The organism is Melioribacter sp. (assembly GCF_049325435.1).
Taxonomy (GTDB): domain Bacteria; phylum Bacteroidota; class Ignavibacteria; order Ignavibacteriales; family Melioribacteraceae; genus Melioribacter; species Melioribacter roseus.
Genome location: NZ_JBMOLD010000010.1, coordinates 16,283 through 31,294, shown reverse-complemented (window position 1 = coordinate 31,294; position 15,012 = coordinate 16,283). Strand labels below are relative to the sequence as shown.

The following is a 15,012-nucleotide window of genomic DNA, read 5'->3' as shown; positions in this document are numbered from 1 at the left end:
CCACTAATTTCCTTATATTGAAATTCATTTTTATTTCATCAAAACATAGGAGAACCATCTATGTGTGGTATTGTTGGCTATATTGGCGACAAGAATTGCGTTCCTATTTTAATCGAGGGGCTCAAACGCTTGGAGTACCGGGGCTACGATTCGGCCGGAATCGCGGTAGTCGGTCGGGAAGAATGTAGGGCAATCAAAACAAAGGGGAAAGTTTCCGAACTGGAAAAAAACGTCTATTCACAAAATATATCTGCCAATCTTGGCATCGGGCATACCCGATGGGCTACTCACGGCGAACCGAGCGTAACTAATGCGCATCCCCACAGCAATAAAGAGCAAACTCTCTTTATTATTCACAACGGCATTATTGAAAATTATTCAACGCTAAAAAATAATTTGATTAATGAAGGTTATACCTTCGTCAGCGAGACGGACACGGAAGTTCTGGCTCATCTTATCGATTATTATCTGAAACTGAAAAACAATTTATTCCAGGCGGTTAGGTACGCGCTGAATGAAGTTGAAGGCACATACGGACTCGCAGTTATCTATAAAGAAGAACCCGACAAAATTATTGCAGCCAGAAAAGGATCTCCTCTGGTTATCGGAATAGGAAAGAACGAAAATTTCATCGCTTCCGACGTGAACGCTCTGATTGTTCATACAAGCCAGGTCGTTTATCTGGAAGACGGCGAAATTGCCGAAATCTATAAAGACCATTTCCACGCAAAAACAATTCACGACGAAGAAATAATAAAAGAAATTCATAAGGTCGACATGAACGTCGACGAAATCACCAAAGGCGGCTATCCGCATTATATGCTCAAAGAAATAATGGAACAGCCCGATTCGATATTTAATTCGATGCGAGGCAGATTGCTTTACGAGGAGGGAATTTCCAAACTCGGCGGACTTCAAGGATACGAGGACAGGATTGTACGATCTCAAAGAATTATAATTTCGGCGTGCGGCACATCCTGGCATGCCGGACTCGTAGGCGAGTATATGCTGGAGGAATATGCTGGCATACCGGTGGAGGTTGAATATGCGTCGGAATTCCGATACAGACACCCGATCATTCGTCCTGAAGATACGGTAATATTTATTTCACAAAGCGGAGAAACCGCAGATACTCTGGCTTCGTTAAAGGAAGCCAAAAAGAAGGGCGCTCTTTGTCTCGGAGTTTGTAATGTAGTCGGCAGTTCGATTGCTCGCGAAAGCAATGCCGGCGTTTATATACACGCTGGTCCCGAAATTGGAGTGGCTTCAACCAAGGCTTTTACTTCCCAATTGGTGGTTTTATCATTGATTACTTTGCTGCTGGCGCGCAAAAAAAATCTGAGTCTTATAGAAGGACAAAACATTATACGCGAAATGCAATCGTTGCCCGAAAAGGTTAAAAAAATTCTTGAATCGAACGACCAGATAGAAAAAATTGCCGATGAATATATGTCGTGCAGGAACTTCCTTTATCTGGGACGCGGGTATAATTTCCCCGTCGCTCTGGAAGGCGCTCTCAAGCTGAAAGAAATATCCTACATACACGCGGAAGGCTATCCTGCAGCCGAAATGAAACACGGCCCGATTGCATTGATAGACGAAAATATGCCCGTGGTTTTTATTGCCACAAAAGACGCGGTTTACGATAAAGTTATCAGCAATATCGAAGAAGTGAAAGCGCGCAAGGGAAGAATTCTGGCTATTGTTAACGAAGACGACGATTATATTGAAAAACTTGTCGACCACGTAATAAGAGTACCCAAAACAATTAATATGCTTCAACCGATTCTTAGCGTTATTCCGCTTCAGTTGCTTGCATATCATGTGGCTGTTAAGAGAGGATTGAATGTGGATCAACCCAGAAATTTGGCTAAAAGCGTAACTGTAGAATAAATAAACTGAGGTGTAGTATGACTAAAAGAAAAGTAATTATTATGGGCGCGGCAGGACGCGATTTCCATAACTTCAACGTCTATTTCAGGGACAACGAGAATTACGAAGTTGTCGCTTTTACGGCAACACAGATTCCCAATATCGAAGGAAGAGTTTATCCCGCAGAATTAGCGGGCAAACTTTATCCGAACGGAATTAAAATATACGACGAGAGCGAACTTGTCGATTTAATCAAAACTCTCAAAGCCGACGAGGTGGTTTTTGCTTATTCGGATGTGCCTTTTGAATACGTGATGACAAAAGCGTCAATCGTTAACGCTGCAGGAGCTTCATTCAGATTAATGGGCGCGCAGGAAACGATGATTAAAAGCAGTAAGCCGGTTGTATCGGTGCTTGCCGTTAGAACAGGATGCGGAAAATCTCAGACTTCCAGAAAAATCGTAAAATTATTGTCCGAGGCGGGAAAGAAAGTTGTGGCAATTCGTCATCCTATGCCCTACGGCGACCTTGTTAAACAAAAAGTACAACGCTTTGCATCCTATGAAGATCTGGACAAATACGAATGCACTATTGAGGAGCGGGAAGAATACGAACCTCATATTGCAAGGGGCGGCGTAATTTATGCGGGCGTAGATTACGAAGCCATTCTCAGACAAGCCGAACAGGAAGCGGACATTATCCTTTGGGACGGAGGCAATAACGATATGTCGTTTTATCATTCCGACCTTACATTCACCGTAGTCGACCCGCATCGCCCCGGTCACGAATTAAGATATTATCCGGGCAATACTTCTCTTCGAATGGCAGATGCCGTAATAATTAATAAAATCGATTCGGCTACAAAAGAAGGCATCGAAACAGTCAGGGAAAACGTCCGCAATGTAAATCCGAATGCAGTAATCATCGAAGCGGCTTCTCCAATAACGGTCGATAAGCCTGAATTGATAACCGGAAAACGAGTTCTGGTTGTTGAAGACGGACCGACTTTAACGCACGGGGAAATGAAGTACGGAGCCGGTACTGTAATTGCTCAAAAGTTGAATGCAAAAGAAATAGTAGATCCCAGACCTTACACCGTTAAGTCGATTGCGGAGACTTACAAAAAATACCCGAATATCGGAATCCTTTTACCGGCAATGGGATACGGCGAACAACAAATAAAAGATCTTGAAGAAACAATCAATCGCACAGATTGCGACTCGGTTGTAATAGGCACCCCGATAGATCTGGGACGAATACTCAAAATAAACAAGCCGACAACGAGAGTTATGTATGAACTCGACGAAAAAGGCGAAAATACTTTAGAGTCCGTATTAAGATCTAAAGGATTGTTATGAATAAAATAGCCGTTGTCGCACTGGGCGGTAATGCCCTACTGAGGGGGGACGAAACCGGAACGATCGAGCAACAGGAAAAGCATACGCTTGAAACGTGCGAAAAATTGATCGGTTTGTTACGGAACGGTTATAATCTCGTTCTTACTCACGGCAATGGTCCTCAAGTCGGCAATATATTGCTGAGAAACGAAGCCGGCTACAATCAATTCAATATTCCCAAAATGCCTTTAGATATTTGCGTAGCCGATTCCCAGGGAGGAATCGGCTACATGATTGAAAGGCAAATGAGAAACGCCATGAGTAAGACGGACATTCAAAGAAACGTCCTGGCGATTATTACTCAGGTTCTTATTGATATTAACGACCCGGCGTTTCAAAATCCGACAAAGCCGATCGGCAGATTTTATTCAAAAGAGGAAGCCGACGATTTATCCGCGCGGAAAGGTTGGATATTCAAAGAAGATTCAGCCAAAAGAGGATGGAGAAGAGTTGTGCCTTCGCCCAAGCCAGTAGATATTATGAATAAGCAGGTAATAAAAGAAATGGTCGAACGAGGTCATATCGTTATTGGCGTGGGCGGCGGAGGAATACCGGTCTACTGGCATCAGGATACGAAATATCTTGAAGCCATCGAAGCTGTTATCGACAAAGACCTGGCGTCGGGACTTCTGGCAAGCGAAATAAAAGCCGACCGTTTTTATATCATTACGGACGTGCCGAAGGTCTATATAAATTACAAAAAGGAAAATCAGAAGCAGCTCGATAAATTAACCGTTACAGAAGCCAAAAAATTATACGACGAAGGACAATTTCCGCCAGGAAGCATGGGCCCGAAAATTCTTGCCGCCATTCAATTTGTAGAAAAAACAGGCAACGAAGCAGTTATTACAAACGAAGAAGAAATAGAAAAAGAGAATTGCGGGACAAGAATTATTCCGTCCTAACCAAATCTTTTTTATTTTTGCATTAAATTAAAATTTCAGGTGACTTATGGCAATCAACATGAAAGGGAAAGATTTAATTTCCATCAACGATTTATCATTAGAAGAAATTTATCAAATATTCGACTTGTCGAAAACTTTGAAGGAAAAGCAATTAACCGGCGAGCCTCATCGACTGCTGGAAGGCAAAACGCTCGGTATGATCTTTCATAAACGCTCGACCAGAACCAGAATATCTTTTGAAACCGGTATCTACCAGTTGGGCGGACTCGGGCTTTATTTCGGTCCGGCCGACCTTCAACTCGGTAAATCTGAGAACATACACGATACGGCTAAGGTATTGTCGAGATATCTCAACGGCATTATGATAAGAACGTTTTCTCACGACGACGTTGTCGAGTTAGCCAAACACGCGGATATCCCTGTAATCAACGGTTTAACCGATTTGCTTCATCCCTGCCAGGTATTGACCGATCTTTTTACGATTCTTGAAAAGAAAAGAAAACTGCGGGGGCTGAAGCTCGCTTATATCGGCGACGGCAACAATATGGCGCACTCGTTGCTTCACGGCTGTTCGAAAGTGGGAATGGATATCGCTATAGCTTCGCCGTCAGGATATACGCCCAAAAAGGAAATAGTGGATAACTCCCAAAAGAATGCGGATTATATGGGAAGCAAAATTGTTATTACTTCCGATCCGGTCGAAGCCGTTAAAGACGCCGATATTGTTTATACGGACGTATGGGCAAGCATGGGGCAGGAAGCAGAGGCAAACGAACGCCGCAAACATTTTGAAAAATATCAGGTCAACAGCGAGTTGGTTAAAAATGCAAAAGACGACTATTTGTTTATGCATTGTTTGCCCGCTCACAGAGGCGATGAAGTAACTGATGAAGTGATTGATTCGGCTAATTCCGTCGTGTTCGACGAAGCCGAAAACAGATTGCACGTACAAAAAGCAATTATGGCTCTTGTTATGTAATTTTGTGCGAAAATGTTTTGATTTTATTTCTCTTTTTCTATAGATTTGTTGCCACAATTTAACGGCATTATCCTGTTTGAGGTTGGGCAGATAGCTCAGTCGGTAGAGCAAAGGACTGAAAATCCTTGTGTCGGCGGTTCGATTCCGTCTCTGCCCACAAATAAGAAAGGATGAGAAATCATCCTTTTTTGTTTTTAAAGAAGAGAAAGCGGTTTGATGGAGTTTACCACGACGCAGGCGTGGTCTCTGCCCACCATTAAAAAAGGATGAGAAATCATCCTTTTTTGTTTTAAAGAATTGGGGCGTTACCATGATAAAAGCAGGGCTTCAATAAAAAATTCAGACAAAAATTAAACGTCGAATAAATTGATTCTTTCTAATGTATTCGAGAGATAATAATGGAAAGTTATCAGTATTTCTTATATTTCTTTTAATAATTCACAATATTTTAAGAGAGCAATGCAAAAACCGCACGAAAGAATTAATGATATTTTGTTGGGCCCGCTCGAAAGACCTGCGCTTAAATGGCTCGCGTCCAAAATGCCGGAATTTATGACTCCGGACAAATTAACGTTATTGGGATTGTTCGGTTCTTTCCTTACAGGATGGAGTTATTATATGACCAACTACGATAAAAATTATCTGTGGTTGGCAAGTTTAGGACTCGTAATAAATTGGTTCGGCGACAGTCTCGACGGAACATTGGCGCGTTATCGTCATATCGAAAGACCGCGTTACGGTTTTTTTATCGATCACACGCTCGATTCCATAAGTATGATTTTCATTGCCTTCGGAATAGGTCTTTCACCGTACGCGCAGTTTGAATTTGTATTAATGGCGCTTCTCAGTTACTTTCTTATGTCGATACTTGTATATATCAGAACTTATATCCAGGGCGTCTTCCGATTGTCTTATTACAAAATCGGACCAACCGAAGTAAGAGTATTTATAATAATTTTGAATACGATTCTTTATTATTTCGGCGCTTTCCCGTTTTTATGGGGCAGAAGGATTGTAACCGTAATCGATGTGGCTGCCGTTTTATTGGCTTCGGGCTTATTTATTATTTATGTTGCTTCTGTAATAATCGAAGGGCAAAAACTTAAAGCCGAAGAAAAAAAATGAGTTCCCAATAATTATTGGGAACTCATTGATCTCAAAACGCCGAGATTATACCAAGGCTGAACTGAGCGAATTCATTCTTAATGTTGTAAGTGCATTCGCCTATCAATCTTATGTTCCGGTTCAACAAATGACCGATACTAAGAGTTACGGTTTTATAGTCGAGAGGATTCCATTCGGAATCGATCCAGTTGAATAGAGCGACTCCGTACCATTTGCTTTCGTCTCCCCGGGGACTGAAAATCAATTCTGCCATACCGCCCTGGGTTTCTATGTCGTTGTTAAAGTACGTGGCTTGCTTGTCGTTCCGGTAGAGATATTGAACGTTCAGTTCCCATATTTGTTCATACGATAAAGTAAAATCTGCGCCCCATGAATAAAATTCGTTTGTGAAATTGTAGCCGAAGTCGTCCTCGATTTCGTCGTTTCCGTAATAACCGAATGCTCCGAGTCTTAGATTATCGTTTACGTCCTGTGATATTCTCAACAAAACGTTTTTATATTTGTCGTCGTCGAATATTTTCAGATTATTTGCTTCCCCGATTCCGTTGCCATTGAGTATCTCCAGGATGATATCAGTTCCGCTTGGAGCGCCGTACGTTATCATTAATCCTCTGTCGTAAGTTAAGGCGGCTTTGGCATATCCCGGTTTGGCTTTGTAGATCGAATAGTCTTCGAGCGTAAGTCTCAACTCTCTTTTAAACAGCGGGTCGGACACCTGGAATTGACCCAAATAAATATCGAGGTCGTATCCGAACAGGTCGTTATACATAAGAAAAGCATCTTCGATGCCTGCCACTTCGCCTCTTTCGCTGAAAAAGAAATAGAAATAATATGAAATCTTATTCGACAGTTCGCCTCCCGAAAGTAATTTTAAGATATACGGAGCTGTAAAGTCAAATTTGTCAGAATTGTTCATATTGTAAGTTGTGTAGCCTTCAAGACGAACTGCAAGCGGCAGTTCTCTGATAAGGGATAGATCGTCGTCGCCTGTGTTAATGTAATATCGCGGCGCTTCCTGATCGGATAATCTGAAACCGTTGCCTGCAAATTCGTCTCCGTAAGGTTTCAATTTAGGAAAAGGAGCGTGGCAAGTTTGACAGCTCATTCTGTATTTTCTGGCAAAAGCAGGTATGCCGTAAATGAATTCAGCCGAAAAAAGAATAAGGACGAATAAGAGTATTAATTTTTTCATTTTATTGCCCGCGTTTTGTTATGGTAAAATTTCGATTTCGGTCGAGTGCCTGTTAACTTCTACAATTCTCGATTCTTCTTCCGGAACCCCGAGAAAATCGGCTACCGGTTTAACCAACAACTGATAATTTAAAACGGCGGTCACTTTGAGTTTGCCCGGCGGCATGTCGTCCGGTATGTGAAAAGTGAACGTTTCCAATTTGGTTTCGCGCGGACCGATTCTGTAATCGACGCCTAAAGACGCAGTGTTCCATTGTTGAATAGTCATTCTGCCCTGAGGATCGAAGTAAGGCATTCTGAAAATTCTGTCGCCTTCGGGCACACCGTCGCGTTCGACTCCTTTGAAATCCGGATTGCCGAGCGCAATTCCCATATCCTGATAAGCGAGTTCTTTACTTGCTATTGTATACTCTTCTCCTTCGAATCCTTTTTTATCGACGGGCAGGTGATAAACTTTTCCGTTGGCATCGACTGCTTCCACATGCAGCCATACGATTCGATCTTCGACCGACCCTGTGGGAAATTTATGTCCCGTTTTTTGATTGAAAAGGGCGAGCGTAAATTTTACGGTTTCCCCGGGCTCGGCTTGGCGCATGTCCGGATTTATACGCAGCTCAATAACGCCTCGCACTTTGCCGGGGTCGTGCGCGCCGTGAAACAGATGAAGCTTGGCGTCTTTATATGCGGGTCCCATCGATGCGGTTTTCATTTCGCCTTTTGTCATATGACAATCCTGGCATTGAACTCCTTCTTTCGAATACGGTCCTTCCTTCCATTCCAGATGAGTTGATTTTACCCATACTCCGTAAGGACTTTTTTCGTTGTGGCAGATGCCGCAAAAATCGCCGCTCTTATGAAGTTCCGTTACTACAATTTCGTGAACGGGAGAATCAACTCTATTTTTTCTTGACGTAAATTTGGTTTTACCCGGCTCCATTATATAATTGAAATTATACGGCACGTCTCCGGAATAGCCTTTGATACTGTGACAAACGTCGCACGAGACCGATTCGTTGGCGCGCGAATTCATTTTGGGCAAAGGGGGCGGAGTATCACCCGAAACATATGCGATTGGAGAATGGCAGCCGTTGCAACCCGCTTTTACTTCCGCCACTTTTTCGTCTTTTTCCGCGTGCGGCACAGCCAATTTGAAGTATTCTATTTCATCCCATTCGTGTGTATATGCCTGGGACATCATTGCCTGTTTCCACTGTTGATAAAAATCGTTGTGACAGGAACGGCAAAATTCGGGCTTCTTAAAATCTTTATAAGAAAATTTCCCTTGCTCGGGTTGAGCCGTAATTATACCGCAGATTATAAAAAAGAATATTAGTTTTTTCATACTACCCTCCGGATTTTAATGAGAGGTAAATCTCCTGTTTAATTTAGTTATCGACTTTACAAGTGTCAAGAATTATTTTTTTATCTAAATTTTGTTCTTGATAATTCCGGCGTTAATTTTATTTTTACATTTCTATGGATTTTCATAAGCGGATTTATGATAAAAATAATTCAAAGTAAGTTGTTTCGGCAATTTGAAAATCTCGTTTTCGGATTTTCGACTAAGATAGGGCTCGACAGAGGAGATCCGTATTATTTTAATATGTCGTATAACGTTGGAGACGATGAGTATAGAGTCAAAGAAAACCGGAAAGCGTTTTTCGGATATCTTGGAATCGAGTCCGAAAAAGTAGCTTATCAAAAACAAATCCATTCGGATATTATTAAAGTTGTTCGCAAAGGCGGCTTTGCAGGAGAGTCCGACGCGATGATTACAACCGAGCCGGGCGTTGCCCTTGCTATTTCCTCCGCGGACTGTATCCCGATTTTTTTGTACGATAAAAAGAATAATCTGATCGCAGGAGCGCATTCGGGCTGGCGTGGCACAAAGTCGAACATTCTGGGCAAAACGCTCGATTTTTTGGTAAGCAATTTTAACTCCTCCGTCGATTCTTTGTTTGTCTACTTAGGTCCCTCGATATCTAAAGAAAATTATGAAGTCGGACCGGATGTAGCTTCGCAATTCAAAGAAAAATATTTATCGGTAATCAACGGGAAATATTATCTGGATTTACGGAGCGTATGTATCGACGTTTTGTACGATTTTGGCGTTCCGGATTCGAATGTCGAAATTTATGAGGGATGTACATACAAGGAAAAAGAATTACTTCACTCTTACCGCAGGGACGGTAAACTTTCGGGCAGAGCGCTCGGAGTAATTTATATGAAGGAGTAAGATTTGGAAAAATTAAAAGTGGCAGGCGGTTATATTCTTATTTGTATTATTTGGGGGTCTACCTGGCTGGCAATACGTCTGGGGCTCGATTCAATCGACCCGATTATTTCGGTGGGCATACGATTCCTGTTGGCGTCCGGTTTTATTTATTTTTTGATGAAATTCAACGATGTAGAATTACAGGTCGATAAAAAGTCAGTCAAAATTTATTTGATGCTGGCGTTCTTTTCATTTATAATACCGTTCGGATTGGTTTACTGGGCTGAACAGTTCATACCCTCCGGGCTTGCTTCGATATTGTTTGCGATAATGCCTTTCGGCGTGATAATCTTTTCGCGATTAATGATGCCGCAAAACCGCGTCGGTTTGAGTCAGCTGGCGGGCGTAGCTCTGGGATTCGCCGGAATCGTGATAATTTTTTCGGAAAATATCCATATCGAAATCACAAATTATTTGTGGGGAATGATAGCCGTGCTCGTAAGTTCTATGATGCAGGCTTTTATAGCCGTAGCGATGAAAAAACACGGTGGTCATCTGCATCCGCTGTCGATGAATTTTCTACCGCTGTTAATTGCAGGAATCGTATTGATTCCGATTGCGTTTATATTTGAAACTCCGTCGCGCTGGATTTTCGACGCTAAATCGGTGGGCTCTATTCTATATCTTGCTTTCTTCGGAACGGTAGTAACTTTTACAACTTATTATTGGCTTCTGAAAAGAATGAACGTTGTAATTCTTTCGTTGAGCGCATTTATTACGCCGATTATTGCCGTTGTTCTCGGGTGGTTGATCCTCGACGAATATTTTTCACAAAGAGTAATTATGGGAAGTTCTTTAGTGCTTATCGGTATATTATTTGCTAATTTTAAAGGGTTAATTAAATATTTTCATATGCGGAGGAGCCGAGTGAATATATGACGAATATAATTCGATTAAGAAACGCTGTTTTCTATGCTTATCACGGCGCTTTGAAGGAAGAACAGAATATCGGCGGAAAATTCGAAGCCGACGTCGATATTTATACCGATTTTTCGGAAGCCGCGGCAAAAGACGACTTGAAACTTACTATTAATTACGACGAAGTATATAAATACATCAATAGTCTCGTTCATCAAAAAAAATTATATTTGATTGAAACTTTGGCTACAATAATTGCCGACGGATTATTGGAAAAATATCCTTCAATCAAGAAAATTGCAGTACGCGTAAGGAAGCATCACGTTCCGGTCGGCGGAGTAATCGATTATGTCGAAGCGGAGGTAATTAAAGAAAATGGTAGATAATATCTATATCGGTCTCGGCTCGAACAAAGGCAATCGTCTTCAGTCTTTGAGGGAAGCCGTTAAAAAAATCAAAGAGCACGAAAGTTGTAAAGTGCTTGCCGTCTCTTCGGTATACGAAAGTAAGCCGTACGGAAATCCGAACCAGGAGAATTTTTATAACGCTGTAATCGAAATCGACACGGGTCTCGGTGTAATCGGTTTGTTTGAATTCTTGAAAAATATCGAAAAGGATTTGGGTAGAAAGGAAGACGACGTAAAATGGGGTCCGCGCGAAATCGACCTCGACATTCTTTTCCTCAACACGTTGGTTTATGACACGGGCGACATTATTATTCCTCACCCGGAAGTTTTCAAAAGGGATTTTGTGATAGTTCCGTTATTGGAAATTGCGCCGGATTACGTTCCGCCGGGTCATAAGAAAAAACTGAGGGAAATTGATTTCTCCGATCTCGATCGATATATTATCGGTAAACTCGATTCAACTTTAATATAAGGCGCTCAACGGTGCAGGATATCAGATATATAGCAATCGAAGGCGTTATCGGGGCTGGCAAAACCACATTGGCAAAAATGCTTGCCGAAAAACTCGACGCCAATCTGATTCTCGAAGAATTCCAGGAAAATCCCTTCCTCGAAAAATTCTACGAAGACCGACATCGATATGCGTTCCAGACTCAAATGTTTTTTCTTGTGAATCGTTACAAACAGCAACAGCAGCTAAATCAACAGGATTTGTTTGCCCGTTATATCGTATCCGATTACATCTTCGACAAAGACAAGATATTTGCATATCTCAATTTGCAAGGCGAGGAGCTAAAACTCTACGAGTCGATCTTTCCGTTATTGGAGCGCGATATTCCCAAGCCGGATTTGGTAATTTTTCTGCAGGCGAGTATCGACAGGCTGATGCACAATATTAAAAAGCGCGCCAGGCCTATGGAAAAGCACCTGACCCGGGCATACATCGTGGAATTAGCGGAAGCATACAATAATTTCTTTTTCAAATACAGTCAAACTCCTCTTCTTATTGTCAATACATCGGAAATCGACTTTGTTTATAACAAAAAAGATTTCGACGAACTCTACGAACAGATATTCAGAGAAGACAGGGGTTTTATAGAGTACTTCAAACCGGAGGCAAGCAATAATGATTAGTATTTTGAGAGTTATTATATGGATACTTTTGGTGACTATAATTTACCGATTGATTAAAGCCGTTTTCAGGGCGCTTAAATCGGACGATTCAAAACCAAATAAAAGTCCGAAATCCGGAAAGAATTCAAAATATAAAATCAATAAAGAAGACGTAATAGAAGCGAAATTCGAAGAAATTAAACCGAAAGAAAACAATAATTCCTGATGTCCCGTCAAAAGAAAAATCCTTTCGAATCATTTCTGAAAAAATATTTCTCAGTTGAAAGTCTGAACGACTTTAATCTCGGTTTGCCGAAAAGAATTTTGATTGTTCGACAGCATAATCAACTCGGAGACATGCTGGCGAGCGTTTCGCTTTTCAGAGCGGTAAAAGAATCGTTCCCGACGGCGGAAGTAACGTTGATTGCAAGCCCGGAAAATTTTTATGCGGTAACGAAAAATAAATTTATCGACAAACTCTTCGTTTTCGATAAGAAAAAAATATTCAACCCTTTTTACATTATAAAATTATTCCGCGTTCTTCGAAAAAAATACGACGTTGCGATTGTGCCGGCAACCGTGGCAATATCGAAAACCAGTTGCATATTGGCTGCGTTTTCGAACAGCGCTATTAAGATAGGTCCGGCGTCGTTGAACGGAAAGGAAAATTATATATCGTATTTGTTTCATTACGGGATTGATCTCGATTGGCGCGTTAACCCAGACGCTCATGTTTCGGATTTCATACTCGATATTGTCAGACCGTTTAAAGTTTCGACCAAGGATTTCAAATCCCGGATTGAATTCGACCAAAAAGATATGGACTTCGCGCGTAACTTTGCTTTACAGCTCGAAGGCGAAAAATTAGTGGGGTTTCATGTGGGAGCCGGAAAACCTCAAAACAGATGGCCGATGGAAAATTTTCTAGAGCTGATTAAATACATAAAAGAAAAGTTCAAGGCAAAAATTTACATTACGGGAAGCTCCGCCGACAGGAACGAAATTGAATTTCTCCGGGATAATCTCAATTTTGAAGCGGGGTATTTTATTAACAGGAGCATTCCGGAAATCGCCGCTTTGATTTCCATCAGCGATCTTTTTATTACAAACGATACGGGGATTATGCATGTAGCTGGGGCTACCGAAACCCCGCAAATTTCGCTCTTCGGTCCGACGAATCCTTTCAATTGGGCTCCGCTGGGCAATAATAAATTTTTCTTGAGAAAATCCGACCTGGTTTCGGACATCGGCGTCGACGAAGTTATTTCTCTTTGCAATTCGATTTTAAATTCACGGGATAAAGAGCATGCTAAATAAAAATCTTGCCGCCATCGATATCGGCACAAATTCTTTTCATCTTATTGTAGTTAAAATTAAGAACAAAGGAAATTTTGAAATTATAGACCGGGAAAAAGAAGTTATTCGTCTGGGCGAAGGCAGCAGTACGGATATCAAAAAGATATTGCCCGCGGCGATAAAAAGAGCCGTAGATTGCCTGGTTCGATTTAAAGAGATAGCGGCTTCGCATAACGCAATTATTAGAGCTGTCGCTACAAGCGCCGTAAGAGAAGCGCATAACCGGAACGAGTTTATCGAATTAGTAAGGCAGAAAACCGGCGTCGAGATTGAAGTGGTAAGCGGGCACGAAGAAGCCCGTTTGATTTATCTCGGAGCCTTAAAAGCTTTGCCAATTTATAACAACAGAACGTTGTTGGTGGATATAGGAGGCGGGAGCACTGAATTTGTCGTGGGCTTTGAAGGGCATATCGATTTCTCGGTTAGCTTGAAATTGGGAGCCGTAAGATTATCTGAAAAGTTTTTTCCTGATTTTAAGATCACTCCTTCGCGAGTCGAAGCCTGCAGAAGATGGGTCGAAGGCGAAATTTTTCCCGTGGCAAATCATTTGAAACAATTCCGCGTCGATAAAATTGTCGGCTCTTCCGGCACGATAATGTCGTGCGGATTTATGATTAATGCGAAGAAGAAAAAAACGAGCGACTCAGCCGTCCTGAATAATTTTACTTTTTCCAAAAACGAATTGAAGGAGGTCGTAAAAGAAGCGCTTTCTAAAAAAACGCCTGAAAAAAGAAAAAAGATAAAAGGGCTCGACGAAAAACGCGCCGATATTATTCCCGCCGGAGTTATTATTCTCGAAACAATTTTTGACTTGCTCGGGATCAACGAAATGACAATTTCCGGATATGCTCTTCGGGAGGGCATAATCATCGATACTTTACAAAAAAGCGCCTCGGAAAAATCGAAGCCGGTTTTGGCTGACATACGCAAAGAATCCGTTATGCATCTGGCTGAAAAATGCGAATACGACAGAAAGCATTGCATTCATGTATCGCGGTTGGCTTTGGAGCTTTATGACGACCTCGTTCCGCTTCATAAATTAAAACCCGAATGCCGCGAATATCTCGAAGCCGCATCGATATTACATGACGTCGGTTATCACATCTCGCATACAAATCACCATCATCACAGCTATTATATAATTAAGAACAGCGAGTTGCTCGGGTTTTCGGAAAATGAAATCGAAATTATAGCGCACACCGCGCGGTATCACAGAAAAAGTCATCCCAAACCTGGTCACTCCGAATTTATGAAATTAAACGATCAGACCAGGGAAATAATAAAAAAACTTTCGTCAATTCTCAGAATTGCCGATTCCTTCGACAGAACGCACAAAAAAATTGTAAGCCGTCTATCTGCTTCGGTAGAACCTAAAAAGGTAATAATCACTGTAAAACATAAAAAAAGCATGAAACCTGTTATCGAACTGTGGAATCTGGAGCGGAGGAAAAAACTGTTCGAAGAAATTTTCGGCAAAAAGGTTTTAACCGAATTGGCAAAACAATGAACATAAAGAATCATCTTTTTTTGCATT

At 41.6% G+C, this 15,012-nt stretch carries 15 protein-coding genes and 1 tRNA gene; 14 read left to right on the top strand and 2 right to left on the bottom strand.

The features are described 5' to 3' along the window. The first annotated feature begins 60 nt into the window (after window positions 1-60). The 6 genes from glmS to ACOYVE_RS06760 all read left to right on the top strand — a co-directional run bounded on the left by glmS (window position 61) and on the right by ACOYVE_RS06760 (window position 6,278). Window positions 61-1,893, top strand: coding sequence for a glutamine--fructose-6-phosphate transaminase (isomerizing) (glmS, locus tag ACOYVE_RS06785; protein WP_041355672.1), 1,833 nt, complete (start codon window positions 61-63; stop codon window positions 1,891-1,893). Window positions 1,894-1,910: 17 nt separating this feature from the next. Beyond that, entirely contained in the window at window positions 1,911-3,230 is a 1,320-nt protein-coding gene (locus ACOYVE_RS06780; RefSeq protein WP_014854833.1) for a cyclic 2,3-diphosphoglycerate synthase, read from the top strand. Further along, window positions 3,227-4,174, top strand: a complete 948-nt coding sequence (gene arcC, locus ACOYVE_RS06775; protein ID WP_014854832.1) for a carbamate kinase — start codon at window positions 3,227-3,229, stop codon at window positions 4,172-4,174. The genes ACOYVE_RS06780 and arcC overlap by 4 nt, the downstream gene beginning before the upstream one ends. Before the next feature lie 46 nt (window positions 4,175-4,220). Then, window positions 4,221-5,153: an ornithine carbamoyltransferase gene (argF, locus tag ACOYVE_RS06770; RefSeq protein WP_014854831.1), complete on the top strand. Its 933-nt coding sequence runs from the start codon at window positions 4,221-4,223 to the stop codon at window positions 5,151-5,153. A gap of 84 nt (window positions 5,154-5,237) precedes the next feature. Next, window positions 5,238-5,310: transfer RNA gene (locus tag ACOYVE_RS06765), tRNA-Phe, on the top strand. A gap of 302 nt (window positions 5,311-5,612) precedes the next feature. After that, window positions 5,613-6,278, top strand: coding sequence for a CDP-alcohol phosphatidyltransferase family protein (locus ACOYVE_RS06760; protein ID WP_422881360.1), 666 nt, complete (start codon window positions 5,613-5,615; stop codon window positions 6,276-6,278). Between the two features lie 31 nt (window positions 6,279-6,309). On the opposite strand, the gene ACOYVE_RS06755 is transcribed toward ACOYVE_RS06760, so the two are convergent. Further along, window positions 6,310-7,470: a hypothetical protein gene (locus ACOYVE_RS06755; RefSeq protein ID WP_422881358.1), complete on the bottom strand. Its 1,161-nt coding sequence runs from the start codon at window positions 7,468-7,470 to the stop codon at window positions 6,310-6,312. Between the two features lie 18 nt (window positions 7,471-7,488). Next, window positions 7,489-8,811 carry a multiheme c-type cytochrome gene (locus ACOYVE_RS06750; protein ID WP_014854828.1) on the bottom strand — a complete coding sequence of 441 codons (1,323 nt, stop codon included), beginning with the start codon at window positions 8,809-8,811 and terminating at the stop codon, window positions 7,489-7,491. A gap of 156 nt (window positions 8,812-8,967) precedes the next feature. Here ACOYVE_RS06750 and pgeF point away from each other — a divergent pair, with 156 nt between their 5' ends. Genes pgeF through ACOYVE_RS06710 form a run of 8 tightly spaced genes read left to right on the top strand, consistent with a single transcriptional unit; the run spans window position 8,968 to window position 14,985 of the window. Then, a complete protein-coding gene (pgeF, locus tag ACOYVE_RS06745; RefSeq protein WP_014854827.1) occupies window positions 8,968-9,705 on the top strand; it encodes a peptidoglycan editing factor PgeF in 738 nt (245 codons plus the stop codon). A 3-nt stretch (window positions 9,706-9,708) separates the two neighbouring features. Then, window positions 9,709-10,623, top strand: coding sequence for a DMT family transporter (locus tag ACOYVE_RS06740; RefSeq protein WP_014854826.1), 915 nt, complete (start codon window positions 9,709-9,711; stop codon window positions 10,621-10,623). After that, window positions 10,620-10,988: a dihydroneopterin aldolase gene (gene folB, locus ACOYVE_RS06735; protein ID WP_014854825.1), complete on the top strand. Its 369-nt coding sequence runs from the start codon at window positions 10,620-10,622 to the stop codon at window positions 10,986-10,988. The genes ACOYVE_RS06740 and folB overlap by 4 nt, the downstream gene beginning before the upstream one ends. After that, complete coding sequence (folK, locus tag ACOYVE_RS06730; protein WP_422881355.1) at window positions 10,978-11,481, top strand: 2-amino-4-hydroxy-6-hydroxymethyldihydropteridine diphosphokinase; 504 nt, start codon at window positions 10,978-10,980, stop codon at window positions 11,479-11,481. The genes folB and folK overlap by 11 nt, the downstream gene beginning before the upstream one ends. Before the next feature lie 11 nt (window positions 11,482-11,492). Next, a complete protein-coding gene (locus ACOYVE_RS06725) occupies window positions 11,493-12,143 on the top strand; it encodes a deoxynucleoside kinase (RefSeq protein WP_422881353.1) in 651 nt (216 codons plus the stop codon). Continuing rightward, window positions 12,136-12,348, top strand: coding sequence for a hypothetical protein (locus ACOYVE_RS06720; protein WP_422881352.1), 213 nt, complete (start codon window positions 12,136-12,138; stop codon window positions 12,346-12,348). Before ACOYVE_RS06725 ends, ACOYVE_RS06720 begins: the two co-directional genes overlap by 8 nt. Next, window positions 12,348-13,439, top strand: coding sequence for a glycosyltransferase family 9 protein (locus ACOYVE_RS06715; RefSeq protein ID WP_422881350.1), 1,092 nt, complete (start codon window positions 12,348-12,350; stop codon window positions 13,437-13,439). Before ACOYVE_RS06720 ends, ACOYVE_RS06715 begins: the two co-directional genes overlap by 1 nt. After that, window positions 13,429-14,985, top strand: a complete 1,557-nt coding sequence (locus tag ACOYVE_RS06710) for an HD domain-containing protein (protein WP_422881348.1) — start codon at window positions 13,429-13,431, stop codon at window positions 14,983-14,985. Before ACOYVE_RS06715 ends, ACOYVE_RS06710 begins: the two co-directional genes overlap by 11 nt. Window positions 14,986-15,012: the final 27 nt, after the last annotated feature.